Annotated in this window: 26 protein-coding genes and 1 riboswitch; of the genes, 6 read left to right on the top strand and 20 right to left on the bottom strand. The window is 66.6% G+C overall.

Annotated features, from left to right (window positions below):
- The 4 genes from G6N77_RS05050 to G6N77_RS05035 all read right to left on the bottom strand — a co-directional run.
- On the bottom strand, positions 1 to 109 hold a 109-nt coding region (locus G6N77_RS05050), incomplete at its 3' end, for a serine dehydratase beta chain (RefSeq protein WP_165180925.1).
- A 298-nt stretch (positions 110 to 407) separates the two neighbouring features.
- Positions 408 to 1103, bottom strand: a complete 696-nt coding sequence (locus G6N77_RS05045; protein ID WP_165180924.1) for a hypothetical protein — start codon at positions 1101 to 1103, stop codon at positions 408 to 410.
- A complete protein-coding gene (locus tag G6N77_RS05040) occupies positions 1100 to 1834 on the bottom strand; it encodes a hypothetical protein (protein ID WP_165180923.1) in 735 nt (244 codons plus the stop codon). The genes G6N77_RS05045 and G6N77_RS05040 overlap by 4 nt, the downstream gene beginning before the upstream one ends.
- Before the next feature lie 63 nt (positions 1835 to 1897).
- The gene (locus G6N77_RS05035) at positions 1898 to 2293 is read right to left on the bottom strand and encodes a hypothetical protein (protein WP_165180922.1); all 396 of its coding nucleotides are present in this window, start codon (positions 2291 to 2293) and stop codon (positions 1898 to 1900) included.
- A 273-nt stretch (positions 2294 to 2566) separates the two neighbouring features.
- Here G6N77_RS05035 and G6N77_RS05030 point away from each other — a divergent pair, with 273 nt between their 5' ends.
- The 3 genes from G6N77_RS05030 to G6N77_RS05020 all read left to right on the top strand — a co-directional run bounded on the left by G6N77_RS05030 (position 2567) and on the right by G6N77_RS05020 (position 5042).
- Positions 2567 to 2866, top strand: a complete 300-nt coding sequence (locus G6N77_RS05030) for a DUF4193 domain-containing protein (RefSeq protein ID WP_054011885.1) — start codon at positions 2567 to 2569, stop codon at positions 2864 to 2866.
- A 113-nt stretch (positions 2867 to 2979) separates the two neighbouring features.
- Complete coding sequence (locus G6N77_RS05025) at positions 2980 to 4641, top strand: AMP-binding protein (protein WP_165180921.1); 1662 nt, start codon at positions 2980 to 2982, stop codon at positions 4639 to 4641.
- Between the two features lie 14 nt (positions 4642 to 4655).
- Positions 4656 to 5042, top strand: a complete 387-nt coding sequence (locus tag G6N77_RS05020) for a YrdB family protein (protein WP_165180920.1) — start codon at positions 4656 to 4658, stop codon at positions 5040 to 5042.
- A gap of 46 nt (positions 5043 to 5088) precedes the next feature.
- Here the strand turns inward: G6N77_RS05020 and G6N77_RS05015 are convergent, their stop codons facing one another.
- The 8 genes from G6N77_RS05015 to G6N77_RS04980 all read right to left on the bottom strand — a co-directional run bounded on the left by G6N77_RS05015 (position 5089) and on the right by G6N77_RS04980 (position 13665).
- Positions 5089 to 5856 carry a metal-dependent transcriptional regulator gene (locus G6N77_RS05015; protein ID WP_165180919.1) on the bottom strand — a complete coding sequence of 256 codons (768 nt, stop codon included), beginning with the start codon at positions 5854 to 5856 and terminating at the stop codon, positions 5089 to 5091.
- A 19-nt stretch (positions 5857 to 5875) separates the two neighbouring features.
- Positions 5876 to 7132: an Nramp family divalent metal transporter gene (locus G6N77_RS05010; protein ID WP_165180918.1), complete on the bottom strand. Its 1257-nt coding sequence runs from the start codon at positions 7130 to 7132 to the stop codon at positions 5876 to 5878.
- An 81-nt stretch (positions 7133 to 7213) separates the two neighbouring features.
- Entirely contained in the window at positions 7214 to 7984 is a 771-nt protein-coding gene (locus tag G6N77_RS05005; RefSeq protein WP_165180917.1) for a class I SAM-dependent methyltransferase, read from the bottom strand.
- Between the two features lie 125 nt (positions 7985 to 8109).
- Entirely contained in the window at positions 8110 to 9552 is a 1443-nt protein-coding gene (locus G6N77_RS05000) for an aminotransferase class V-fold PLP-dependent enzyme (RefSeq protein WP_165180916.1), read from the bottom strand.
- Between the two features lie 56 nt (positions 9553 to 9608).
- Positions 9609 to 9722, bottom strand: a riboswitch (SAM riboswitch).
- A gap of 108 nt (positions 9723 to 9830) precedes the next feature.
- The gene (hisN, locus tag G6N77_RS04995; RefSeq protein WP_165180915.1) at positions 9831 to 10646 is read right to left on the bottom strand and encodes a histidinol-phosphatase; all 816 of its coding nucleotides are present in this window, start codon (positions 10644 to 10646) and stop codon (positions 9831 to 9833) included.
- Positions 10647 to 10707: 61 nt separating this feature from the next.
- Complete coding sequence (gene rsgA / locus G6N77_RS04990) at positions 10708 to 11838, bottom strand: ribosome small subunit-dependent GTPase A (RefSeq protein ID WP_165180914.1); 1131 nt, start codon at positions 11836 to 11838, stop codon at positions 10708 to 10710.
- Between the two features lie 3 nt (positions 11839 to 11841).
- Complete coding sequence (gene aroA, locus G6N77_RS04985) at positions 11842 to 13143, bottom strand: 3-phosphoshikimate 1-carboxyvinyltransferase (RefSeq protein WP_165180913.1); 1302 nt, start codon at positions 13141 to 13143, stop codon at positions 11842 to 11844.
- Positions 13144 to 13149: 6 nt separating this feature from the next.
- Positions 13150 to 13665, bottom strand: coding sequence for a DoxX family protein (locus G6N77_RS04980; protein WP_165180912.1), 516 nt, complete (start codon positions 13663 to 13665; stop codon positions 13150 to 13152).
- A 233-nt stretch (positions 13666 to 13898) separates the two neighbouring features.
- Between G6N77_RS04980 and G6N77_RS04975 the strand changes: the two genes are divergently transcribed.
- Positions 13899 to 14627 (top strand): sigma-70 family RNA polymerase sigma factor, encoded by a 729-nt coding sequence (locus G6N77_RS04975; RefSeq protein WP_370875206.1) that lies wholly within the window; start codon positions 13899 to 13901, stop codon positions 14625 to 14627.
- Positions 14628 to 14629: 2 nt separating this feature from the next.
- Entirely contained in the window at positions 14630 to 14890 is a 261-nt protein-coding gene (gene rsrA / locus G6N77_RS04970) for a mycothiol system anti-sigma-R factor (protein ID WP_165180911.1), read from the top strand.
- On the opposite strand, the gene G6N77_RS04965 is transcribed toward rsrA, so the two are convergent.
- The 5 genes from G6N77_RS04965 to G6N77_RS04950 form a co-directional block, all read right to left on the bottom strand.
- Positions 14887 to 15429, bottom strand: coding sequence for a group III truncated hemoglobin (locus G6N77_RS04965; protein ID WP_205677996.1), 543 nt, complete (start codon positions 15427 to 15429; stop codon positions 14887 to 14889). The genes rsrA and G6N77_RS04965 overlap by 4 nt on opposite strands.
- A 3-nt stretch (positions 15430 to 15432) precedes the next feature.
- Positions 15433 to 15903: a DUF4149 domain-containing protein gene (locus G6N77_RS04960; RefSeq protein WP_165180910.1), complete on the bottom strand. Its 471-nt coding sequence runs from the start codon at positions 15901 to 15903 to the stop codon at positions 15433 to 15435.
- A 147-nt stretch (positions 15904 to 16050) separates the two neighbouring features.
- On the bottom strand, positions 16051 to 16125 hold the full coding sequence (locus G6N77_RS20415) for a 50S ribosomal protein bL37 (protein WP_370875258.1): 75 nt from the start codon (positions 16123 to 16125) through the stop codon (positions 16051 to 16053).
- An 88-nt stretch (positions 16126 to 16213) separates the two neighbouring features.
- Complete coding sequence (locus tag G6N77_RS04955) at positions 16214 to 16813, bottom strand: GDSL-type esterase/lipase family protein (protein ID WP_165180909.1); 600 nt, start codon at positions 16811 to 16813, stop codon at positions 16214 to 16216.
- A 72-nt stretch (positions 16814 to 16885) separates the two neighbouring features.
- A complete protein-coding gene (locus G6N77_RS04950; RefSeq protein ID WP_165180908.1) occupies positions 16886 to 20713 on the bottom strand; it encodes a multifunctional oxoglutarate decarboxylase/oxoglutarate dehydrogenase thiamine pyrophosphate-binding subunit/dihydrolipoyllysine-residue succinyltransferase subunit in 3828 nt (1275 codons plus the stop codon).
- A gap of 324 nt (positions 20714 to 21037) precedes the next feature.
- Between G6N77_RS04950 and guaB1 the strand changes: the two genes are divergently transcribed.
- A complete protein-coding gene (gene guaB1, locus G6N77_RS04945) occupies positions 21038 to 22537 on the top strand; it encodes a GMP reductase (protein WP_165180907.1) in 1500 nt (499 codons plus the stop codon).
- Between the two features lie 134 nt (positions 22538 to 22671).
- Here the strand turns inward: guaB1 and G6N77_RS04940 are convergent, their stop codons facing one another.
- From G6N77_RS04940 to G6N77_RS04930, 3 genes are read right to left on the bottom strand one after another with little or no spacing between them, the layout of a single operon-like run.
- The gene (locus G6N77_RS04940; RefSeq protein WP_165180906.1) at positions 22672 to 23580 is read right to left on the bottom strand and encodes a carbohydrate ABC transporter permease; all 909 of its coding nucleotides are present in this window, start codon (positions 23578 to 23580) and stop codon (positions 22672 to 22674) included.
- Entirely contained in the window at positions 23577 to 24554 is a 978-nt protein-coding gene (locus G6N77_RS04935; RefSeq protein WP_165180905.1) for a carbohydrate ABC transporter permease, read from the bottom strand. The genes G6N77_RS04940 and G6N77_RS04935 overlap by 4 nt, the downstream gene beginning before the upstream one ends.
- 23 nt (positions 24555 to 24577) lie before the next feature.
- Positions 24578 to 25933: an ABC transporter substrate-binding protein gene (locus G6N77_RS04930; RefSeq protein ID WP_240901687.1), complete on the bottom strand. Its 1356-nt coding sequence runs from the start codon at positions 25931 to 25933 to the stop codon at positions 24578 to 24580.
- Between the last annotated feature and the right edge of the window lie 96 nt (positions 25934 to 26029).

Raw genomic sequence — 26029 nt, 5'->3', positions numbered from 1 at the left:
AGACAGCCAGCCCGCCCGCAAACGCCGCCGCCGCCCGCATCGGCCCCACCGTATGCGAACTCGACGGACCAATACCCACCGAAAACAAATCAAAAACACCAACAGACATGGCCAAAAAACCTTTCATGTGGCACGGGGTGTGTGCCGGGGCGGATGCATGGGGCAGGGTTTGCCTGACAGCGCCCATAGTCCGCTTCAGTGTATCGTGGGATTAGTCGCGTGACGGGCCTTGGCCGGTGGCCGGAACCGGCCGGATTCATGCGTGGGAGACCCTTAAACGACTAAGTGGTGGCTGCATTGCTGCCGGCCACCACTTACCCCCAAAGACATCGCATGTGCCTCACGGCGAGTGATGTTCACACATTCATTAGTATGTCAGAAACTAATAGAAAAGTGAACACGGGACGTCATCGCTTCACGGGATGGCGCATGAATGACACCCAAACCAGTGCCATACCGATGGCCACCAGCAGGATGGCACCGAATGAGACTGTCCCCAAGACACCTGACAGATCCAGCGGCAAAGGTTGCAACAGGGCCGGGAGGCACCCCAACGTGAAGCCCGCGCACATGCACAGCGCGGAAATGCGGTTCAAGGTTCGGCGTCCGGTCAGGGCAGCCCGTGCCGTGGGTGGCACCAGGCAGGCGGCGGCGTAGGCCAGGTACGCCCTGCCAAACCAGGCGTAGACAATGACGGATGGTTGCCCGGCGAAGTCCACCAAGCCAGTGCTGGACCCCCGGACGTCGGAAAGCAAATACGTGGTCAGGATGCCTGCCGAACATGCCACCAATACTAAAATGCCCCACGGACCCTGGATAAGCTTTGCCGCCAGGGGGGACTTGTAGGCTGCTGCAATTTTCGCGGACACCAGAAAGATTGCCGCGAACAGGCTTAGGCGCAGGGCCACGTTGGCCAGGTTGACCCCGCCCAGCAGGCCGTCCACCGGCAGGTAGATCGACGGCATGCTCAGGGCCACGCTGACGGACACCAGGGCAAAAACCCAAAACAAGCGCCGGTTGCGCCCCTTCACCAGAGCGGGCAGCCGCCACAGCGTGCAGGCAACACAGAACACCAGCGAAGCCCACTGCAAGACGGCCGTCATCCGAGGTTCTCCCACACGGACTGGTCGGCTTCGGCGTCGGCCTCCAGGCGCTTCATGGTCTTGCCCAGGGCCTCCATGCGTTCAGCGGACAGCGCAAGCAGTGTGCTGTTGGGCGTGCGCCGCAACAGCTCTTCACGTGCATGGGGCATCCAGCCTGCCTCGTCCGAGCTGAGAAAACCGGTCGCCACGAGTCCGTTGGCAAGCCCGACTCCCGCAATGCGGGCGCAGTGGATGGCCAGTTCCGGGGTCAGCCGGTTGGCCGTGACCTGGGTGGACAGGTTTTGGGGGGCGATGCCGGCCGCCCGGGCCGCCCGCTGGCGCAGGTCGGCAGGGCCGACGGCGTCAAGCCACGTCCGCACGGACACCCGGTGCGGGATGGGGGCCAGCGAGACCTCCCGGGCTTCCGTGCCGTTGTCGGCAGCGGTGCTGCGGTAGAGGATTTCCTGCAGCAAATCCGTGTCCGAGACCTGGCTGAGCAGCTCCGCGTCCGTGGGCGGAAGAACACCCGCAGCCAGATCCTGGTACTTTTCGAAGGTGGACAGGGACTGGACCACCGGCAGGTGGAGCGATCGGCTGACGGCTGCCACGGTGGCCACGGACACCCGCCCCCTGACAAGCTGCTGGGCGAGGGTTGAGCGCTTGATGCCGGCAGCACGGCACACGGCCGAATGGCTGGCTGTTCCGGCCACGGAGTTTAGCCACTGCTGGAAATTTTTGGACGGGACTGTCACGGCGCGGCTCCTCTCTGTGTTGTCTGTGGGGAGTGGGTGGGGCACTTCGACGGCGACGTGCCGCTACGGGTCCACCGTGTCAACAATGCCACGGAAGCGGCTCCCAACGCCCTCAAACTCGCTGCGCCGCCAGCCGGCCTGCGGCAGCGGCAGTTCGTCATTGCGGTGAAAATCGCACAGGACAAAGCTGAACTCCGGCCACCATTTCTTGGGCCGGGCGAGCTCATGGAAATCGCATACGTAGCAGCGCAGTTCCACCCAGACCGGGCGCTTGCCGGTGGAGTTGGCGCGGGACTGGGCCAGCCAGGCCGGCGGGTTCGCGTCCAGCTCGGCCACTTCGGATTCCTTCATGCGCGGCGGGATGCCGTTGCGTGCCGCCATCTCCGGGGGGATGTTCAGGGCCTGGGACACCTGGCGGCGGTTGAGGGGACGGTTGGCGGGGCTTGGGTTGTTTGGCATGTTCCCTCAAGGATAGGCCGTCACGCCGAATGGAGGCGAGCAGGGGGCGCAGCACCGGACGTGGTTGCCGGCGTGAGAATTGCCACACGGGGCACGAAATGCAGTGGTGATTTTGGCGATATTTGGGCCATTTGGAATAAAACAGCTCGCCCATACCCTATGCTGTGGGAAAACATTGGGAATTTAAGGGCACGAATCCAGCTTTGAGGGGCTAGGATGGGGCGCTGAAATACCCCGCCGCAACCACGAGCACTTCAGGAGTTAGAAAACCGCATGGCAACGGATTACGACGCACCCCGCAACAAGGATGAAGACCACGAGACAGAGTCGCTGCAGGCGCTCCAGGTTCAGCGTGGCGGTGCACAGACGGCGCATATTGACGTCGAGGATTCCGACACGGCAGAAGGCATGGACCTGCCCGGAGCCGACCTTTCCAATGAGGAATTGGTGGTCCAGGTCATCCCCGCGCAGGACGATGAATTCACCTGTGCTTCCTGCTTCCTGGTCCGCCACCGCAGCCAGGTGGCCCGTGAGAAGAATGGCCTGCTGTACTGCAAGGACTGCGAAGGCTAGAAGGCCCGTGCCCGTCCGGAAGTCCCTCACGGCGTTGGTGTACGTGATATGAAGGCCTTGAGGCAACAGTCGCGGCGTTGGGCCGGGCGGCCGGCCAAGGGAGCGTGCAAGGAATGAATTCCCAGGACAGGGTTCTCGAACTGCTGGAGACTTTTGGCGGCACCGGGGCCAACGCCGTTGAACTGCTGTGCGACAGGCACCCCGCAGGGAACGTGGCCTTCACTGTGGTGCGGGCCGACCTGGGCTCGGATGAGGTGACATATGGCGAACTGCGCGAGAAATCCGTGCGGTTCGCCGCCTCGTTAAGCGCCCTTGGCGTGCGGCGCGGGGACCATGTGGCCACGCTCATGGGCAAGTCGGCCGAACTGGTGGTGGCGCTGCTGGGGATTTGGCGCCTCGGTGCCGTGGATGTGCCGCTGTTCACGGCGTTTGCACACGACGCCATTGCCTTCCGCCTGGAGGCCACGGCGGCCCGGCTCGTCATCTGCGACGCAGACCAGCGGCGCAAGCTGGTCCCGCCGGGGGAGATCCCCAATGATGCCTCCACGCCCGTGGTGGTGGCCCGCGGCGAGGCGTTTGGCTATGACGCCTCATTCGCCGAGATGGTGGAGGGCCGCGGAGCCTTTGCCCAGGCGGTCACCGAGGGCCTGCCCGACGCCGGTCCTGTCGCCGTGGGCGGCGACGGCACGCTGGTGCAGCTGTTCACCTCCGGCACCACCGGCACCCCCAAAGGTGTCCCGATTCCGCTGCGCGCCGTGGCCTCCTTTGTGGGCTACCAGGAGTTTGGGCTGGATGTGCGCCCCGATGACGTCTTTTGGAACATGGCCGACCCCGGCTGGGCATACGGCCTGTACTTTGCCCTGATGGCGCCGCTCGCCACGGGCACCCGCTCGCTGCTGCTGGCCGCGGGCTTCAGCCCGGAGACGACCTGGGCCGTTTTAGACCGGTACCAGGTGACAAACTTCGCGGCCGCACCCACCGTTTACCGGGCCCTGCGGGCAGGATCCGCAGCGCAGCAGCGGCACAAGCTCCGCCGGGCATCCAGCGCGGGCGAGCCGCTCACCCCCGACGTGATCGAGTGGGGGCGGGAGGCCTTTGGCCTGGACGTCCGGGACCAGTACGGGCAGACGGAACACGGCATGGTCGCCGGCAACGCCTGGCTGGACAGCCTCGCAGCGCCCCTGCGCCCCGGTTCCATGGGCGTGTCACTCCCGGGCTGGCGCGTCGATGTGCTCTCCGATGACGGCGACACGCAGGCTTCCGCCGGCGAGGCAGGCCGGCTGGCCATCAATGTCGCCGACAGCCCGTTCTTTTGGTTCCCCGGCTATGTGGCTGCCCCCGATAAGACTGCCGGGCGTTTTGCCGGTGGCGGTGCCTGGTACCTGACTGGTGACGCCGGGCGCAGGGACGCGGACGGCTGCCTCTACTTTTCCTCCCGGGACGACGACGTGATCATCATGGCGGGCTACCGGATTGGTCCCTTCGATGTGGAATCCGCGCTGGTGGCCCACCCTTCGGTGGCGGAGGCTGCCGTGATTGGCACGCCCGATGAGATCCGCGGCGAGGTCCTGGAAGCATACGTGGTCCTCAACGAAGGGTTTGACGCCTCCGAATCATTGGTGGCGGAGTTGCAGCAGCTGGTGAAAACCCGCTTTGCCGCGCATGCCTACCCGCGCCGTGTGCACTTTGTCCCGGAGCTTCCCAAGACGCCCAGCGGCAAGGTCCAGCGCTATGTCCTGCGCCGCGAACGTGCCGCCAAGACTTTCAACGACTAGTACCGGGAGACACCATGGGACGACGCAGGGCCGAAGTGCCGGTGGCCGGGGCGGCAGGCCTGAACATGTCCGCCGCCGGGATGGCTGCCGCTGCCGTGGGGTTTCTGTTGGAAATCGGCATGGTGGCAGCCTTCCTCTTCTGGGGCTTCCGGCACGGCAGTCCGTGGAACCTGGTGCTGGGCCTGGGCGTCCCGGCCGTTGTGGTGGTGCTCTGGGGCATCTTCATGGCACCAAAAAGCTCGCGCCGGCTGCCCGTGAAAATGGTTGCCGCGGTGTCGCTGGCTGCATTTGTCCTGGCAGCTGCCGCACTGCTCGCCGCCGGGGCGGCGGTCTTGGGCGTCATCATGCTGGCGGTTGCCGTTGCGTGGTTCGCGGTGTCCTGGGTGGTTGAGCGCAAATAGCCGCCACGCAGCTGCGGGCACGGAAATTTTCCTCCGGCTCCCGGCTTTACGGGCTGGCTGTGTGGGGGCTCATGAGGGAACCGCCCGTGAGTTCCTGGACCGTGCAGCCGGGGTGGCTGCCGTCGGTGACCACCCACAGCGAAACCGCAGCCTCGTCGCCCAAGTCGAGCCGAACGGCACGGTCCATGTCCTTGGACCCGGCGGGGGCCGCCAGGACTTCCAGGGTGCCGCCAAAGGGCCGGCGGCCCACAATTTCCAGCTCGGTGTCCACACCGATGCCGTGTTCATCGAGGTAGCGGAGCAGTTCGGGGTTGTGGTCGCTGATTCGGCTGACCCGGCCGCGGTGCCCCGCGTCAAGTTCGTCCAGCCGGTGCGACGGCGGCATGGTGATGTGGCCGTCGGCATCCGGGATGGGGTCGCCGTGGGGGTCGCGGGTGGGGTTGCCCAGCTTGTCCGCCATGCGCTGGATGAACGTTTCCGAGACGGCGTGTTCAAGCAGTTCGGCCTCCTCATGGACCTCGTCCCAGGTGTAGCCGAGCTCGCGGACCAGGTATGTTTCCAGCAGCCGGTGGCGCCGGACCATGGACAGGGCCAGCCGCAGGCCGGAGCGCGTGAGGCGGATGGGGCTGTAGGGCTCATGCTCCACCAGGTCCTGGTCCTTGAGCTTGCGGACCATTTCGGACACGGAGGAGTTGGCCACACCGAGCCGGGCGGCCAGCTGGGTGGAGGTGATGGGCTTGTCCTGCCACTCCGTGAAGGAGTAAATGACCTTGACGTAGTCTTCAATGCTGGAGGACGTGGGGGTTGGCTTCACGGCATCCAGCCTACCGGGGTCAGGCCTGTCCGGTGAAGGTCAGCCACAGGAGCACGGCATTCAGTGCCACGATCACTGCCACGCTGGCGAGGGCTGCCAGCCGCAGCGGCAGGGCGTCCCGGTGGGTGCCCATGAGATCTTTGTCCGCCGTCAGCCGCAGGAGCGGGATCAGGGCGAAGGGGATGCCAAAACTGAGCACGATCTGGCTCATAATCAGCGCCCAGGTGGGGTCCACGCCGACCGCAAGGAGGGTCACTGCCGGGATCAGGCTGACCAGGCGCCGCGTCAGCAGCGGGATGCGGACCTTCAGCAGGCCGTGCATGATGGTGGCGCCCGCGTAGGCGCCCACGGACGTTGACGCCAGGCCGGAGGCCAGCAGGCCCACGGCAAACACGACGCCGATCACAGGTCCCAGGTTGGCCACGATGGCCGCGTGCGCCCCCTCAATGGAATCGGTGCCCGGCACCCCGCCCAGGGTGGAGGCCGCCAGGACCAGCATGCCGATGTTCACCGCACCGGCCAGGAGCAGGGCGACGATAACGTCCCAGCGGGTGGCCCTGATGACCCGGTTGAGGTTTTCCGGCGTGCGCCGGGCATCAGGGTGCCTGTCCTTGGCCAGCTGGGAGTGCAGGTAGATGGCATGGGGCATGACGGTGGCACCCAGCATGCCGGCCGCCAGCATGACGCTGTTGACGCCCTGGAAGCGCGGGACCAGGCCGGCGAGCATGCCCCCAGGGTCAGGCGGGCTCAGGACAAGACCTGCGAGGAACCCGACGGTGATGATGAACAGCAGGAAGATGATGATGCTTTCAAAGTGCCGCTGCCCGCGGCGGTTCTGCACCGTAAGCAGCAGGATGGACGCCACGCCCACAATGACCCCGCCGGCGGGCAGGGGGACGCCGAACAGCAGGTTCAGGGCGATGGCGCCGCCCACCACCTCGGCCAGGTCCGTGGCCACCACCACCAGCTCGGCCTGCACCCAGAACAGGCGCCGGCCCGTGGTGCCGAAGCGTTCACCGAGGATTTGCGGCAGGGACTTGCCTGTCACCACACCGAGCTTGGCTGACTGGTACTGGACCAGCATGGCCATGACGTTGGCGGCCACCAGCACCCACACCAGCAGGTAGCCGTAGGCGGCGCCGGAGGTCAGGTTGGCCGCGACATTGCCGGGGTCCACGTAGGCGATGGCGGCGACGAAGGCGGGGCCCAGCAAATACAGCAGCCCGCCCCTGGAGCGGCGCTGCTGCCGGGCTGATACTTTCGCGGTGTCCAGCAACGAACCATCCTTCGACAATCCTAAATAATTTATTTAGGTACACCGAAATAATAGGCACACAGTCTGCCGAATGTCGAGGCCTCAGGTGTGCGCCCGCCAGGTTTGCGTGAAATAGGGCAGGGCCAGGTTTTCGCCGGGGGTGTGGCCGAGATGGTCGAAGAGGTACCAGCGGAGGTTGGCCAGCACCTTGGCCCGGATGGCCTCTCCGGCCTTGAGGTAGTAGCTGCGCGACTTGACCAGCTCCAGCAGCCCCTCCGGGGTGGCCTGCTGTTCCCACCGGGTCTGCAGGCACTGAAGTCCCCGGAGCTCGGGGCCCACATGGGGGCGGAAGTCGGGCTTGTGAACGTCCCCCGCGTGCATGATCCGGGCCAGGCGGTGCACCCACGGCGTGCCGACGTCGAGCTGGTTCCAGACCAGCCCCACCGTGCCCCCCGGTCGCAGCACCCGAGCCAACTCGGTGCTGGCCGCCAGGGGCTCGCACCAGTGCCAGGCCTGGGCAGCCACAGCGAGGTCGATGGAATGGTCCGCCAGGTCAAGGTGCTCTGCCGTGCCTTCCAGGGTCCTTGCGGCGGGGACGTTGCGCTGAAGCTGGGCCAGCATGTCGGCGGAAGGGTCGACGGCGGTCACCCGCCAGCCGCGTCCGTCCAACAGCTGGGTGAACTTGCCGGTGCCGGCGCCGACGTCGAGCACGTCAAGGGCCGCATCCGGGTCCCGGCCCTCAAGGAGCCACTCGAGCGACTCGGGCGGGTAGCCGGGCCGCACGCGGTGGTAGTGCTCGCCACCCTCCTGGAAGGCGTCAGCCATTTCGATCCGCCGTGCGCCGTCAAATACCGGCCCGCCCCGCCCTGTCATGGTGTTGCCCTCCTGGTGCCGATTCCGCCGGTCCACTCTACCGTGCACCGCAACTATGTATCAGAAGTTGCACGCCGAACAATCGAAATTGGTTGATGCGAGTGCAACTTCTGACGCACAGTTGGCTAATCGGTGGAGCAGGGGGCCGCGCCGGCTGTGCCGGGCACATTCGGTGCCCACTCTGGGAAGCTGCGGGAGTCGTTGCCCGGGACCCAGCGGCCGGCGTCCACCACGTAGTCCCAGCCCAGGCCGTCCCGCAGCAGGGCGGCCACGCCTTCCACCAGGCGCTCCGCGTCCTCCGCCCGCGAACCCACGCCAAAACTGGCGCGCAGCGAACCGGCCGCCAGGCCCAGGCGCCGCAACAGCGGGTGGGCGCAGAAGCGTCCGTCGCGCACGCCCACGCCATGTTCGGCGGACAGGTAAGCGGCCACCAGGCCGGCGTCGTATCCCTCGACTGAAAAGTTCACGACGCCGATGCTCCCGCACTCCGGGTATGTGCCGGCGTCCGCAAAGAGCTGGTGGACCGTGACGCCGTCCAGTTGCTCCAGGCCGGCCACGAGGCGGGTGCGGAGCTCTTCCTCGTGGGCCCTCCACTGCGCGGGGTCCAGGGCGGAGAGCACCTGTGTGGCCCGGGCCAGCGTGGCCGCGCCCAGGACGTTGGGCGAGCCGGCCTCGTGGCGGGCCGGCCCTTCCGTCCAGCGCACCGACTGGAGCCGGACGTCCTTGACGGCACCGCCCCCGGCCAGGTGGGGCGTGCCGGCGTCGAGCCAGTCGGGGCGCCCCACCAGCACGCCGGTGCCGAAGGGGGCGTAGAGCTTGTGGCCGGAAAATGCCACGTAGTCGATGCCGTCCCGGGCCATGTCGATGCGGCGGTGCGGGGCCAGCTGGGCGGCGTCCACCACAATGCGGGCGCCGTGCCGGTGGGCCAGGGCGGCCAGCTCGGCCACGGGGAGCACCTCCCCGGTGACATTGGAGGCGCCGGTGACGGCCAGCAACACCACGTTGCCGGCGCGCAGCTGGGTTTCCACCCGGTGCAGCGTGGCGGCGATCGAGTGCCCGGCCACCACGGAACGGTGGGGGAGCGCCTGCCACGGCAGCAGGTTCGCGTGGTGTTCAATGTCCAGGTACAGCACCTCGCCATGGTCATTGGAGGGGCCGTCAACGTGGCCGTGCTCCGCCAGCAGCGATGCCACGCAGCCCGCCAGGAGGTTCAGCGAGTCCGTGGTGTTCCGGGTGAAAATGACTGTGTCGTCGCCGCGGGCACCGAGGAATTCAGCCACAATGTGCCGGGCATTCTCGTAGACAGAGGTGCTGACCTGGGAGGCAAATCCTGCGCCGCGGTGCACACTGGCGTAGTACGGGAGTATTTGGCCCAGGTGTGCCGAAACGTCTTCCACGGCAGGTGCCGACGCGGCGTAGTCAAGGTTCACGTACCGCGTGGTGCCGCCCGTGATCAGGGGCGCCGCCAGTTCGCTGCCCACCACGGGCAGCAGGGGGGCGGCTGAAACGCCGGCGGGGGCTGGGCCGGCAACAATGGCGTGGGCTTTTTCAAGGATGGCAGAACTCATGGGGCTCCCTCACAGGAAGGACTCACCGCACCGCGCCGCTGGGGAACGGGACGGGAAATCCGCGCTTGCCAAGACCGCTCCGGCCTGGCCAGGTCGTCACCCGGGGCACCCCGCCGCGAAAGGAGGGTTGCCGGCCAGCAAACCGGGGTTTAGCGCTGGCACTCGTGACCTATGCCAAAAATAGTAGCTCACCCGGGCCGCTTCCGCATTTGTTACGAAACCCGGCGCTGCACCACGGTGGCCGCCGTCGGAGTTAGCCCGGCTGTGCGCCGGCAGGGTCAGGCCAGGAGGTCGTCCCAGCCCGGGTTCAGACGGCGCAGCACGTCGGTGTGGAGGATGGAATTGGTGGCCAGCGCGTTGCCGCCGAAGGGGCCGTCCACGCCGTCCAGCGAGGTGAAGCGGCCGCCGGCTTCGGTGACGATGGGCACCAGCGCGGCCATGTCGTACAGGTTCAGCTCGGGCTCGCAGGCGATGTCCACGGCGCCCTCGGCCACCAGGCAATACGACCAAAAATCCCCATAGGCCCGCGTGCGCCAGACGTCGTCGGTCAGGCCGATGAATTCGTCCCGGTTGCCGCGTTCGGCCCAGCCAGTCAGCGAGGAGTAGGACAGTGAGGCGTCTGAGAGCTCGGAAACGTTGGAGACGCGGATGCGCGTGGCCGCAGCGAGGGACTTGCCCATGTATGCGCCCGTGCCCTCCGCGGCCCACCAGCGCTTGCCCAGGGCCGGGGCACTGACAACGCCGACCACCGGACGGCCCTCGTCGACCAGGGCAATCAGCGTGGCCCACACCGGCACGCCGCGAACGAAGTTCTTGGTGCCGTCGATCGGGTCAATGATCCACCGCCTGGAACCGTGCCCGCTGCTGCCAAATTCCTCACCCAGCACGGCGTCGCGCGGCCGCACGCGGGAGAGCTGGCTGCGGATTGACTCCTCCGCAGCCTTGTCCGCGTCTGTCACCGGGGTCAGGTCCGGCTTCGTCTCAATTTGCAGGTCCATGGCCCTGAAGCGGGACATGGTCAGCGAGTCGACGGTGTCGGCCAGGACGTGGGCCAGCCGGAGGTCGTCGTTGTACGTCTGGGGTGGGGTGGTCATATCCATCACCGTATCGGTAGTTGGGGCAATAGTGCGGGAGTACACGGTGCCGGCCACGGGGCTACCCTGTGCTGCCGAGTTCCTTGGCTTCGGCGCGGCCTTCCGTGCGGGTGCTGGTGCCCAGGAGGCGGCGGAGGGAGGCCAGGCGGGCGGGGCCGGCGTCGCCAGCGTGGCCTCCGGCCACCCAGGGGTCCAGGCCGCAGTTGACGGCGGCGGAGTCGTGCCTGCAGCCGCGTTCGCAATTGTCGGTGCCGGGCTGCAGGTCGGGGAAGGCGTGCAGGATCCTGTCCGCGTCCACATGGGCCAGGCCGAAGGAGCGGATGCCCGGGGTGTCAATGATCCAGGAACGCGGCTGGCCGTCCTGCAGCCGCAGCGCCAGCGCCGAGGACGAGGTGTGCCGCCCGCGCCCCGTCACGGCATTGACGCCGCCCGTGGCCCGCCGGGAGCCGGTCAGGGCGTTGACCATGGTGGACTTGCCGACGCCGGAGTGCCCGACCAGCACGCTGACCTTCCCGTCCAGGTGGCCGCGCAAAAGTTCGACGGCGCCGCCGGCCAGGAGCGCCGAGTCCCCGTCGTCGCTGCGGGCGTCAATGGCTGATGCTGCGTCGGCGGCGCCGGCAGACGCGGTGCGGCTGATGATGACTGTCATGTCGAGGTGTTCGTAGTTGGCCAGCAGTTCCGCCGGGTCCTTGATGTCCGCCTTGGTGACAAGCAGGATCGGGTCGATCCCGGAGTCATAGGCCGCCACGAGTGCGCGGTCAATGAAGCCGGTGCGCGGTTCCGGGTTTGCCGCGGCCACCACAATGACCAGCTGGTCGGCATTCGCCACCACCACGCGCTCCACCGGGTCGGTGTCATCGGCGCTGCGGCGCAGCAGGGTGCGGCGTTCCTCCACGCGGACCAGCCGGGCGAGCGTGTCCGGCGTGCCGGAGGTGTCCCCCACGAGGGCCACAAAGTCGCCGGCCACCACGGGGGAGCGGCGCAGTTCCCGCGCGCGGGCTGCAATCAGCACCCGTTCGCCGGGCAGGTCCTCGTCCACAATGGCCGTGTAGCGGCCCCTGTCAACCGTGATGATGCGCCCAATGACGGCGTCCTCGTGGGCAGGCCTGTCCTTGGTCCGGGGGCGGCTGCCCTTCTTGTTGGCCCGCACCCTGACGTCGGATTCGTCCCAGTTGCTGTAATCGCGTACCATGCCTTAGCCGGCCGCTGCCGTTTGTGCCACCATGGACGCCCACATCCGCGGGAAGGCCGGCATGGTCTTGGACGTGGTGGCGATGTCGTCGACCTCCACGCCCGGCACGGCCAGGCCGATGATGGCGCCAGCCGTGGCCATGCGATGGTCCTCATAGCTGCGGAACAGGCCGCCGTGCAGGGGGGCGGGGTTGATGATGAGGCCGTCCTCGGTTTCGACGGCGTTGCCCCCGAGGGCGTTGATTTCCGCCACAAGGGCCGCCAGCCGGTCGGTCTCATGCCCGCGCAGGTGCGCGATCCCGCGCAGCCGGGACGGGGTGGATGCCAGGGCGCACAGGGCGGCCGTGGACGGCGCCAGTTCGCTGGTGTCGGCAATGTCCACGCCCAGGATATCCGGGCCGCCCGTGACAGTCAGGACGCCGTCTGCCAGCGTGACGGTTGCGCCGAACTGGGGGAGGATCTCCCTCCACTTGGCGCCCACCTGCGTGGTTTCGGCCGGCCAGTTGGGGATCCGCACGGTGCCCCGCGTGGCCAGGGCCGCGGCGAGGAAGGGCCCTGCATTGGAGAGGTCCTGCTCCAGCTCCACGTCAAAGGCGGCAATGGGGCCGGGCTGCACAATCCAATGCCTGGGCGTGGAGTCATCCACCTCCACGCCAAGGGAGCGCAGCACCTCCACGGTCATGGAAATGTGGTCCACGCTGGGCACGGACTCCCCGGTGTGCTCCAGGTGCAGGCCCTGGCCAAAGCGGGCCGCCACCAGGAGCATGGCGGAAACAAACTGGGAGGAGGCGCCGGCGTCAATGGCCACGTGGCCGCCTTCCACCGAGCCCGTGCCATGCACGGTGAACGGCATGAATCCGTCTTCCGCGCCGGCAACGCGGACGCCCAGCCCCTGCAGGGCGGCCACGATGGGTGCCATGGGGCGCACGCGGGCCGCCGTGTCGCCGTCGAACGTCACCGGCCCCCTGAGGAGGGCAGCGAGCGGCGGCACAAACCGCATGACGGTGCCGGCCAGGCCGCAATCCACCACCGCGTCCACGGGCGTGCCGGCCGGGACGGGCGTGACCACGAGGTCGGGGGCCGAACCGCTGCCGGGAACTTCGCGGATGACGGCGCCCAGGGCGCGCAGGGCACCGACCATCAGCTCGGAGTCGCGGGACTGGAGCGGTGCGCGGAGCCGGCATTCGCCGTCGGCCAGGGCCGCCAGGACCAGGTACCGGTTGGTCAGCGACTTCGACGCCGGGATGGTGACCGTGGCGTCAAGGGGCTGCGGGGAATACGGGGCGGGCCAAGGGGCATGGGTCATGGAAGCCTAGTGTCCCGTCACGTCGTGGGCGAGGGAGCGGACGCCCGCATCGGCCTTCTTCAGCTGCTTCGAGGTGCCCTTCCGGCCGGACTCGATCAGCTGCCCGGCCTGCCAGGCCAGCCCGGGGCGCCCCGCCGTGTCCACGCTGGCCAGCAGGGCCCCGCCCAGCAGGCCGATGTTCTTGGCGAGCTGGCTGCGGCGGTGCGACCTGGCCTCCTTGGTGTCCGTGGCGGCGCTGCGGTATTCAACATAGGTGGTCAGCCCCGCCGTCAGCGACAGCACTGCGGCGGCCGCGCGGGAGCACTTTCCGGCCGCCAGGAGCACGCCGGCACCCACCTGGGCGCCTGCCAGGACACGCGCCAGCGTCTTTTCGCTGGCGTTCACGGGAAGCGCTGCGGAAAAACGACCCAAAACAGGCGAAAGCTGCTGCGCGGTTTCATCGGCACGCCGCAGCCGGTCAATGCCGGAAAGGACAAAGGACGAAGCGAGCATGGGGCGGGCAAGGGCGCGGATGACGGACAAGGAGGCCTCCTAAGTGGTGCGGCGAACATCTGTTCCCGGCCCGGCGGGGCGCGGGGATGTTCCGGCTTCCCCTAAGTCTTGCACTTGGGCGCGCTGTTTGCGGAATAGACGACGCCGTACAGGGGTTTGCATTCATAGCGGGGAACCGGGCCGGCATGGCCCGGGCAGCGAATACAGGGCAAGGTAAACAGGCGCGCACGGGCACGGCGCAACCATCACTCGGAAAGGCTTCAATGCTGGCACTGACAGTAGACTCTTCTGTGATGAACATTTCCGAGCCTGAGCAAGCCGTTGACACCGCTGCCGAGCCTGTGGGCGGGGCGCAACGGGAAAATTTCGATGTGGCCACGGTGGACGTTGCCGCCGAGTCCGTTGAGGCGCGGCGCGCCAGGTTTGAGCGCGACGCCATGCAATACGTTGACCAGCTGTATTCGGCCGCCATGCGCATGGCGCGGAACCCCAGCGACGCCGAGGACCTGGTGCAGGAGGCGTACACCAAGGCGTTTTCCGCCTTCCACCAGTACAAGCCCGGCACGAACCTGAAGGCGTGGCTGTACCGGATCCTGACCAATACGTACATCAACCTGTACCGCAAGCGTCAGCGTGAGCCGTTGCAGTCCAATGCGGACTCGATTGAGGATTGGCAGCTGGCCCGGGCGGAATCACACACCTCCCAGGGGCTGCGCTCCGCCGAGGCCGAGGCCCTGGACCACCTGCCGGATTCGGATGTCAAGAGTGCGCTGCAGGCCATCCCGGAGGAATTCCGCCTGGCTGTGTACTTTGCCGACGTTGAAGGCTTTGCCTACAAGGAAATATCAGAAATCATGAACACCCCCATCGGCACCGTGATGTCACGGCTGCACCGGGGACGGAAGCTGTTGCGAGACATGCTGGCCGATTATGCAGTGGAACGCGGATACGCCAAGGGCGCCGCACCCGAACTTAAGGAAACGGAGAACTAACCATGGGCGACTGCCAGGGCCTGGGCGATTGCGCTGACGAACGCATCGGGCGAATTTACGAGTACCTTGACGGTGCGCTGTCACGCGATGACCTGAAGGAGATCAAGGCGCACCTTGACGGCTGCACCGACTGCGCGCACGAGTACGACCTCGAGTGCGTGATCCGCTCCGTGGTCAAGCGCTCCTGCAAGGAGGCCGCCCCGGAGACGCTCAAGGCCGCCATTTTGGCCCGCCTCCACGAGGGCCGTCCCGCCGAGGTCTAGCCGTTTTCCCTTGAGGTTTGCCCTTCCTGCGGGCGCATGGAAATGGTGCTGTACTGGCTTGCGGGGCGCCCCGTCACCCGCCGGTGCAGCGAGCCGGCAATCAAGTGGGCCTGGACTTTCGCCATTTCCGCCTTTTCCCCGCTAAACAGGGCATCCACGGTGTTGGTCCACAACTGCAGCCAGCGGTTGAAATGGTCCAGCGTCAGCGGCTCCAGCGCATGGATGTCGAAGTGGATCTTGAGTGCGTTCCGGTGGTACAGCCCCGCCTTGAACAGCACCGTCTGCCAAAAGTCGGCCATGATGGGCATGTGCCGCACCAGGTCCATGTGAACCACCTCGGTAAAGATGGGACCAATGAGGCTGTCAGCAAACGCGCGGGTGTAAAACGTGTTGACCAGGTTCAGGATGTCCCCGCGGTTCGCGATGTCGGCCAGTGCCCCCGTTTCCTGCCCACCCGGGCCTGAAGGCTGGTACGCCTGAAGGCTCGACGCCGTTCTGCCGGAGTTCAGGTGGGCGGTGCCGCCCGTATCGGTGTCCACGGCCTACCTGGCCGCCACGGCGAGGACCACCAGAATGCCCGCCACCGGCAGGGCGAGCACCTTCAGCGCCTCCGACGTTATGTAGGCGATGTGCGTGTTGGTGCCGACCTTCGCCCTGACGGCCGTGCCGCCGTCGTGCTTCAGGGCGGTCTCCGACAGGGCCTTGGTGCGCTTGGCCATCGAAGGGCGCAGCACCAGCACCTGCAGGGCCAGGGCGGCCATGGCAAGGCCCAGCAGCAGGCCGGCCGGCGGGGACACCAGGGCGGGCTGCAGGATCCACGTGAGCAGGATTACGGCGGCCACCACGGCCTCGACGCTGTTGAGCACCTTGAAGACGATCCGGCCGATCCCCACGCCCAGCGCGTGCGTCATGCCGGGCGCACGGAATTTCAGCGGGGTTTCGATGAAGGAAATGGCAACCACCATGCCAAACCAGATGAACGGCAGCATGGTCAGCAAAACAAGGGCGAACATGGGCGTCTTTCTCTTTGCGGGCAGGGTGCTGTTCCAGCCTAGCAATAAGCATGGAAATTACCGTATTTAATGCCGCTGTCTGCTTGCTCACGCAAATGCCCGCCCTGCCAAGCGGCGGGACGGGCATTTGTGATCATAAGCCGGGACTTACGTGTTGGGGCGCTTACCGTGGTTTGCGCCGCCGGTCTTGCGGTCCCGACGCTTGCGTGAACGCTTTGACATGGCTGCCTCCAATCATTTACCAAGATCCGAAAAAGATCTGCCCCCAAGTCTCCCATAACTGGTGGGCGTGCACCTAACCGGGGGAGGGTCAGGAGGCTTCGGGGAGGTCCAGCCACTGGTACCAGCCGCGGTGCAGCACCAGCCACGCCATAAGGCCGTAGCCGGCCTGCCCCGGGGCGCCGGCATTGGCGGCAACGTCGTTGCGCCACTGCTCGTGGTTCTGCAAGGGCGAAAACGTGTCCACGTAGTGGTGCTTGCGGCGGGTGGTCACGTCGGCAAAAGCGGTGTTCAGCTCCGCCAGCTTGCGGTTCAGGGCCGGATCCAGCGACGGCGGCGGCCCCACCACGAACACCGGAATGTTCAGCTGGGTGGCGCCGTCCAGGATATTGGCCAGGTTCAGCCGGCTGCGCGCCGTGGAGAGCCCGTATTCAATGTCCCGCCCCGACAGCCCAATGACCAGCCGGTTTTCATGAAAGTCGTCGAAACGCTTGCCGGCCTCGAGCAGCCAGCGCCCAGCGAGTGTTTCGGTGCCTTCCCCGGGGTTCGCCAGGACGTACGGCTCCACCGTGATGTCTTCCTGCGGCGTGCGCGCCAGGACCCGGCCCAGCCAACCCAGTGCGCGCGGATCGCCCACGCCTGCCACCAGCTCGTCCCCCACGGCCACAATTCGCAGCTCCCGCTTTTCCACGGTGCCCCCTTCATTTCTCACTTCAAATGGAAGATGCCCGGCCTGTCATCCAGACCGGGCATCCTAAACGCCTTAGTTGCGCTCGAAAGCCTGCTTGACCAGCAGCGTCTGCTCCACGGCATGGATCTTGGCAGATCCCGTGGACGTCGCGGCCGATGCGTTGCGTGACACCAGCCCCAGCCGCTGGTCCAGGCGCGGAGCCAGGTTCAGGGCCATGAACGGCCACGGGCCCTGGTTGGCAGGCTCGTCCTGGGCCCACACGACCCCGGCGTTCGGGTACTTGGCCAGTTCGGCCTTGATCTCGGCCTCGGGGAGCGGGTACAGCTGCTCCACGCGGACGATGGCCGTCTTGGTGTCCCCGGCCTTGTCGCGCGCGGCGAGCAGGTCGTAGTACAGGCGGCCGGAGACCAGCAGCACGCGGTCGACGGCGTTGGCATCCAAGGCGGCATGCTCACCGATGACGGGGCGGAAGCCGCCGGTGGTGAAGTCCTCCACGGCCGAGGCGGCGGCCTTGAGGCGCAGCAGCTGCTTCGGGGTGAAGATGATCAGCGGCTTGCGCGGGCGGCTGTAGGCCTGGCGGCGCAGCAGGTGGAAGTGCGACGCCGGCGTGGTCGGGTTGGCGACCACCATGTTCTCCTCGGCGCACATCTGCAGGTAGCGCTCGATCCGGGCCGAGGAGTGGTCCGGGCCCTGGCCCTCATAGCCGTGCGGCAGCATGAGCACCAGCGAGGACCGCTGGCCCCACTTCTGCTCGGCGGAGGAGATGAACTCATCCATGATGGTCTGGGCGCCGTTGGCGAAGTCGCCAAACTGTGCCTCCCAGATCACCAGGGCGTCCGGGCGCTCCACGGAGTAGCCGTATTCAAAGCCCATGGCCGCGTATTCACTCAGCAGCGAATCGTAGATCCACAGCTTGGCCTGGTCTTCACTCAGGCCGGAGATGGGGGTCCAGACGTTGCCGTTGGCGCGGTCGTGGAACACCGCGTGGCGCTGCACGAAGGTGCCGCGGCGCGAATCCTGGCCGGCCATCCGGATCGGCACACCTTCGAGCAGGAGGGAGCCGAACGCGGCCAGCTCGCCAAAGCCCCAGTCGATGCCGCCTTCGCGGGACATGATCTCGCGCTTCTCCAGCAGCGACTTCAGCTTCTGGTGGACGGTGAAGCCCTCCGGCACGGCCGTGTGGGCGGCACCAATGCGTGCCAGCGTGTCGGCGCTGATGGCGGTGACCTTGGGATCGTTGACGCCGCTGTCCTTCTGTTGGGCGAGGGGGCGCTCAAGGTCGGACACCGCCTGGGCATCCCGGGTGACGATCGGGATGGGCGAGGTCTGGGCTGCGTGGGTTTCGGCGAAGACGCGCTCCAGGCGTTCCTGGTAGTCGCGCAGCAGCTGGGAGGCCTCGTCCTCGGTGATGTCACCGCGGCCGATCAGGGCCTCGGTGTAGAGGCGGCGCACGGAGCGCTTGGCTTCGATCAGGTTGTACATGAGCGGCTGCGTCATCGAGGGGTCGTCGCCCTCGTTGTGGCCGCGGCGGCGGTAGCAGACCATGTCGATGACAACGTCCTTGCGGAAGCGCTGCTGGAACTGGTAGGCCAGTTCGGCAACCCTCACCACGGCTTCAGGGTCGTCGCCGTTGACGTGGAACACGGGGGCCTGGATCATCTTGGCCACGTCGGTGGAGTACACGGAGGAACGCGAGGACGACGGCGCCGTGGTGAAGCCCACCTGGTTGTTGACCACCACGTGGATGGTGCCGCCCGTGCGGTAGCCGCGCAGCTGGGAGAGGTTCAGCGTTTCCGCCACCACGCCCTGGCCGGCAAAGGCGGCGTCGCCGTGGACCATGATGGGCAGCACCGGGAAGTTCTCGCCCTGGTCGAGGCGGTCCTGCTTGGCACGGACAATGCCCTCCAGCACGGAGTCCACGGCTTCCAGGTGTGACGGGTTGGCGGCCAGGTACACCTTGGTCTCATTGCCGGCGTCGGAAGTGAACGTGCCCTCGGTGCCGAGGTGGTACTTCACGTCGCCGGAGCCCTGCACGCTGCGGGAGTCCTGCGTTCCCTCAAATTCGCGGAAGACCTGGGCGTAGGTCTTGCCGGCGATGTTGGTGAGCACGTTCAGGCGGCCGCGGTGGGCCATGCCGATGGCGACCTCGTCCAGGCCGTCGTCGGCGGCGTCGGAAATGATGGAGTCCAGCAGCGGAATCAGGGATTCGCCGCCTTCCAGCGAGAAGCGCTTCTGGCCCACGAACTTCGTCTGCAGGAACGTCTCAAACGCTTCCGCGGAGTTTAGCTTGGAGACAATGCGCAGCTGCTCTTCGCGGCTGGGCTTGGAGTACGGGTGCTCCAGCTCGTCCTGGAACCACTGGCGCTGTTCCGGTTCCTGGATGTGCATGTATTCAACGCCCGTGGTGCGGCAGTAGGCGTCACGGAGCACGCCGAGGATGTCGCGCAGCAGCAGCTTCTGCCGGCCGCCAAAGCCGCCGGTGGGCCATTCGCGGTCCAGGTCCCACAGCGTCAGGCCGTAGGTGAGCACGTCCAGGTCGGGGTGCTTGCGCTGGCGGTACTCGAGCGGGTCGGTGTCCGCCATGAGGTGTCCGCGGACGCGGTAGGAGTGGATCAGCTGCTGGATCCGGGCCACCTTGTTGATCTCGTCGGCCGGGTCCACCTGCAGGTCCAGGCTCCAGCGCACGGGCTCGTAGGGGATGCGAAGGGACTCGAAGATGTCGTCGTAGAAGTTCTCCGCACCGAGCAGCAGCTGGTGCACCTTCTTCAGGAACTCGCCGGAGCCGGCACCCTGGATGACGCGGTGGTCGTAGGTGGAGGTCAGCGTCAGGATCTTCGAGACGGCGTTGCGGGCGATGATCTTGGCGCTGGCGCCCTGGAATTCTGCCGGGTAGTCCAATGCGCCGACGCCGATGATGGCGGCCTGGCCCTTGGACAGGCGCGGCACGGAGTGGACAGTGCCGATGCCGCCGGGGTTGGTCAGGGAGACGGTGGTGCCGGCGTGGTCGTCGGCCGTAAGCTTGCCGGCACGGGCACGCTTGATGAGGTCCTCGTAGGTGCGCCAGAACTCGGAGAAGCTCAGCGTCTCGGCCTTCTTGATGTTCGGCACCATGAGCAGGCGGGAGCCGTCCGGCTTGGGCATGTCGATGGCGATGCCGAAGTTCACATGCGGCGGCTGGACGGCCACGGGCTTGCCGTCGATGACGTCGTAGTAGACGTTCATGGAAGGGAACTGCCCCAGCGCCTTGATGACGGCGTAGCCAATCAGGTGCGTGAAGGAAACCTTGCCGCCGCGGGCACGGGCCAGGTTGGAGTTGATGACCACGCGGTTGTCAATGAGCAGCTTGGCGGGGATGGCGCGCACGCTGGTGGCGGTGGGCACCTCCAGGCTGGTGATCATGTTCGTGGCGATGGCCTTGGCCGGGCCGCGCAGCACCGTGCTGACTGCCTCGTCCGGGACGGAGGTGTCCTTGGCGGTCTTGGGGAGCTGTGCCGGGATGGGTGTGGTGCCGGTGCGGGCGGCATCCTTGGCCGGGGCCGGCGGGCGCTGGGCGGCCGGGGCCTTGGGCGCAGCCTGGGCTGCCGCGGCCGGGGCGGCGGCAGGCGCTTCCGGCACGACGGCGGCAGGTGCGGCAGGCGCGGCGGCGGGGGCCGGCGTCGTGCTTGGGGCCGCAGCCGGGGCAGGGGCTGTCGGGACGGGGATTATCGGGATCTGGGCCGTGATGGGGGCGGAATGGCGCCCGTTGCCGGTGGCGTCGTCTGCGTCAAAGGACTCAAACAGGGGCCACCACTTTGTGTCCACCGAATTCTTGTCCGCCTGGTAGCGCTCGTACAGCTCATCGACGAGCCACTCGTTTCCGCCAAATTCCTCGGGTAGACGGTGGATGGATTGCTCTGGCACGTGTATTACGCCTCTTCCATGAGTTCTTGTTGCCCGCTGCTAGACCGAACGGCGCGAGAACACCCCTGTATGGGTGGCCACGGCGCAAAAGCCGAAGGATCTATTCGATCGTTGGATGGGGTCCTTCAAACCCTTACCGCCTGTAAGTCTAGTGAGCAAGTTGGCCTGCAAGCCAATCTGTCCTGCGGCGCGCCCCGACATGTGGCGGAACAGACGTTCCCATGCACGGCGGGGCCCATTTTGGCTAGACTCGGGGACTGCGGCCCATTGGTCCGCCTGGCACCGCCACAGCGGCCGCCATGTTGCCTTGATTTGGGAGTTCCCATGCGCTTTCTCACCACGCCGGCCACGGATTTAACCTACTCGGACGTTTTCCTGGTCCCCTCGCGGTCCGCTGTCACCTCCCGGCTCGACGTCGACCTGTCCAGCGGCGACGGCACCGGCACCACCATTCCGCTGGTGGTTTCAAACATGACGGCCGTTTCCGGCAAGCGCATGGCGGAAACTGTGGCGCGGCGCGGCGGCATCGCCATCCTGCCCCAGGACATTCCCCTCGAGGTGCTGGGCGCGGTGACCGCCTGGGTCAAGCAGCGCGACGCGTTGTTTGAAACGCCCATTGTGATGGCACCGGCAGACATAGTGGTGGACGCCGTGCACCTGCTGCCCAAGCGTGCGCACAACGCCGTGGTGGTGGTCGACGGCGGCAAGTTCGCGGGCGTGGTTCGCGGCTCCGACTGCGAGGGCGTGGACAGGTTTTCCTCCCTGGCCTCCGTGATGCGCAGCAATGTGCTGACCCTGGACGCTGCGCCGTTTGATGACATCCGCGCACGTGCCGATGCGGGGGAATTGGATCCCGCGGCCGCCAAGGACGCCACGGATGCTGCCCTGCGCCAGGCCTTCGGCGTGCTGGATGCTGCCGGCGCCGACTTCGCCCCGGTGCTGCGCGGGGGAACCGTGGTGGGTGCGCTGACCCGCACGGGCGCCCTGCGCTCAACCATTTACACCCCCGCCGTGGATGGTGCCGGGCGGCTGCGCATTGGTATGGCCGTGGGCATCAACGGGGACGTGGCCGGCAAGGCCGAAGCACTCCTGTCCTATGGCGTGGACGCCCTTGTGGTGGACACCGCCCACGGACACCAGGGCAAGATGTTCGACGCCCTCCACGCTGTGCGCGGGCTCAACCCGAAGGTTCCGGTGGCCGCGGGCAACGTGGTCAGCGCAGACGGCGTCCGCGACCTCGTCGAGGCCGGCGCGGACATCATCAAGGTGGGCGTGGGCCCCGGCGCCATGTGCACCACCCGCATGATGACCGCCGTCGGGCGCCCCCAGTTCTCCGCCGTGCTGGAATGCTCCGCGGCGGCCGCCGGGCTGGGTGCCCATGTTTGGGCCGACGGCGGCGTGCGGTACCCCCGCGACGTAGCGCTAGCCCTTGCCGCCGGTGCCAGCCAGGTCATGATCGGCTCCTGGTTCGCCGGCACCTACGAAAGCCCCGGGGACCTGCAGGTGGACGCCGGCGGGCGCCGCTACAAGGAAAGCTTCGGCATGGCCTCGGCCCGGGCCGTGCAAAACCGGACCTCCGGCGACCGCGCCTTTGAGCGGGCCCGCAAGGGATTGTTCGAGGAAGGCATCTCCACCTCCAAGATGTACCTGGACCCCGCCCGGCCCGGCGTTGAGGACCTGCTGGACATGATTACCTCAGGGCTGCGCAGCTCGTTCACCTATGCGGGGGCCGCGTCGCTGGCCGAATTCCGGGAGCGCGCCATCGTGGGCGTGCAGTCCGCTGCCGGCTACGAGGAAGGCCGGCCGCTGCCGCAGAGCTGGTAGTCCCGCCCACTTCGTCGAGAGTACAGATGGGGCGGGCGGACCTCCCGTCCGCCCGCCCCATCTGTACTCTCGGTGCATTATTGTCCCGGCCAGCCCGCCACAACTGTAGTGTGGGCGCTGCTGCCGGCACGCCCCTACTTCACGCCGCCCGCGGTGAGCCCGCCGACGAGGTAGCGCTGGAAGATGAAGTAGAGGATGACCACCGGCGCCGCACAGACCAGGGCCGCAGCCATCATTTGGCTGTAGACCGGGATGGCGCCGCCTTCCTGGCTGGCGCTGAAGACCTGCAACACGATGGCCGCCGTCGCCGTGTTTGGCTTGGTGAAAATCGAGGCAAACAGCACGTCGTTCCAGCCCAGCAGGAAGGCAAAGATCCCGGAAACGACAATGCCGGGCCAGCTCAGCGGCACAATGATGCGGAACAGGATGCCCATGTTGGAGGCACCGTCAATGCGCGCGGCCTCCTCCAGCTCACGCGGCAGGCCCCTCAAGTACGTGACCATGACCCACGTTGAAAAGGGCAGGGCGAACGTCAGGTAGGCAATGAACAGTCCCCAGAGGGTGCCGATGATGGTGATGCCCACCCAGGCGCCAATGGAGGCGAACAGCACGAACACGGGCAGCAGCATGAGCGTGCCCGGGATGCTTTGCAGGCCCAGGAGGCCGCGCAGCATGGTCAGCCTGCCCGGGAAGGAAAAGCGGACCAGCACATACGCGGTGCCGATGGCGATCAGCGCGGAGACCACGGCAACGGCACCGGAGACGACCAGGCTGTTGATGATGCCCTTGCCCAGTCCCACGCTGCGCCAAATTTTCGTGTAGCTTTCCAGCGAGAACTGGCTGGGCCAGAATTCCCCGCGGGCCACGCCGACGTCGGAGTTCAGCGACGCCAGGAAGATGTAGGCAACGGGCACCAGCACCAGGACGCACAGCAGGGTGGTCAGGACGGCGATGAGCCACGTTGGCATCAGCCTGGTGACCTCGGCGCTGCGCCCCTTTCGCGGGGTCCGGGTGGCGGAACGCGTGCGGGTTTGGGTGCTCATTTCTTCCCTCCGTCGTCAGAGACGTCAAGCTTGACTGCCCGCAGATAGATAAACAGCGGAATGGCGATGAGGATCAGCGAGACAACTGCCATGGCAGCGCTCAAGCCAAAGCGGAAACTTTGGAAGCTTGTCACATAAACCAGGATCGGGAGGACATTGACGTCCGCCGGTGCCGGCGCACCAAACAGCACAAACGGCAGGGTGAAGTTGTTGATGTGGTTCAGCGTGCCCAGCAGGAACGCCAGGGACACGGGGCCCTTGAGGTAGGGGAAGATGACTTCCCGCAGCTTGCGCCACCAGAGCGCGCCGTCAATGGCGGCAGCCTCGTGGACCTCGTGGTCCACCGACTGCAGGCCGGCAAGGGCCAGCAGGTAGATGAATGGCCAGGCGGCCCAGATCTCCACGAGGATCAGCGTCCAGTAGGACATGGGCCCGTTGAGCCACAGGCCCGGGTCGATCCCCACATTGTGCAGCACGCTGTTGACGATGCCGTCCGGCTGGAGCATGGTGCGCCAAACCGTGGCCACCACGAAGGAGGGGAGCACATAGGGGATCAGGAACACGGCACGGACGATGGCCCGGCCGCGGTACGGGTTTTGGGTGACGACGGCGGCCGCCACCCCCAGTGGCACGGTCACGATGGTGGAGACGACGGCGAAGGAGACGCTGATCCAAATGGACCGGAGCAGGTCCGTCTTGGTGAGTGCCTCGACAAAGTTTTCAACGCCAATGAACGGGGTGGTCAGCCACTTGCGCAGCGTGTACTGGTCCAGGTCGATCAGCGACATGTAGAGCGCCAGCACCAGCGGGATGAGAATAATGACCGCAATGAGGAGCCCGCCGGGGGCCAGCAGCCACAAGGGACGGTCGCGTTCGGTGACGCCTTTGCGTTTCTTGTTTTGGGGGGCGGGAGGCCCCCCTGCGGGACGGGTTGCCTCGTCCCGCAGGGTGTTCCCGGCGATTTCGCTAGTCATGGGAGGAGTCTTTCAGCGCAGCTTTACTTGGCCCGGTCCAGGGCCGCCTGGGCGGTTGACTGGGCGGTCTTGATGCGCCCGGACAGGGCCGATTCACTCACGGAGCCTGCGGACAGGTCCGGAATGGTCTGGACGGCAATGTTGGTCAGGGCAAGCTGAACGTCGCCCCAGGCGCCGCTGAACGGGGTGGCCACAGACTTCGAGGCCGCATCCAGTGCAGGTGCCACCAGGGGATCGGACTTCAGCGACTTCGCGGCCTCCACATTGGTGGGGATTTCACCAAAGATCTTGTAGTAGTTGGCCTGCGCAGCGGTGTCGGTGATCATCTTGATGAACGCGAACGCCAAGTCCTTGTTCGGCGAATAGTCCGCCACCACCAGGTTGTCGCCGGAGAGGATGCTGGCTGCCTCCACGCCGCCGGACGGGCGGGCCGTCTGGCCTGGGGGAACCATCGGGAGCAGGGCGTACTGGTATTTGCCCTTCATGGGGGACTTGTCCAGCGTGGGAATGCTCAGCGGCGAGGTCATGGGGAAGTAGCCGGCCTTGCCCGCGGCGAACGCGGCAAGGGCCTGCGCGTTGCCCCAACCAACGGAGGCGGGGTCCACCGCCTTGTCCTTGGTGAGCCAGCCGAAGTAGGCGTCGTACGCTGCAAGGACGGTGGGGTCGTCAATGCGGACCTTCTTGCCGTCAATGATGGGATTGCCGCCCTGGATGGACATTCCCCAGATGAACTTCCAGGGGTCAAAGTTGTCCTTGTAGGCAATGGCCAGGCCGTATTGGCCGGGCTTGGTCATTTTCTTGGCGTGGTCGGAAAATTCATCCCAGGTGGTGGCCGGCTTGTCGATGCCTGCAGCTTTAAGCATCTCTGTGTTGTAGGCCATGACGAACGGGCGGCTCACAAAGGGGATGCCGATCTGGTTGTTCGCATCGGGGCCGGAGATGCCCAGGGTGGCCGGGACAAACTTGTCCTTGCCGCCCACCTTGTTCCACTCGGCGTCACCCATCTTGACGAAGGCCCCGGTGGAGTAGGCCGTGGGCGTGAACGTGGTGCCCAGGCCGTAGACGTCCGGGCCGGTGCCGGAGACCACTGAGGTCTGGATGCGCGTCATCTCATCATTGGCCGAGGCAAACGTTTCCCACTGCAGGGTTGCGCCCGTGAGCGTCTTGAAGTCCTCGGCCGTCTTGGCGAACCAGGCCTTCTGCTCCTCGGGATACTGTGACTTGGTGCTGAACAGCACGGTCAGGGTCTTGCCCGTGCCGTCAACCTTGCCGGTGCCGGAACTGGACGTGTCGGGGGATCCCCCGCAGGCTGCGAGTGCCAGCGACAGGGCGCCCATGCCGCCGATTCCAATAAGAAAATTCTTGCGGGTAATCTCCATCTGGTTCCTCCTTGAACAATGAAAAGCCTGAACAATGAAATGATGCGCGTGTGAGCTGCGTCATGGGATGCGGCTGATGATCAGACTCTATAGACT

Source organism: Arthrobacter silviterrae (genome assembly GCF_011045165.1).
GTDB lineage: Bacteria > Actinomycetota > Actinomycetes > Actinomycetales > Micrococcaceae > Specibacter > Specibacter silviterrae.
Note: the sequence above shows the minus strand (reverse complement) of the source record. Positions and strands in the feature narration are given on the sequence as shown.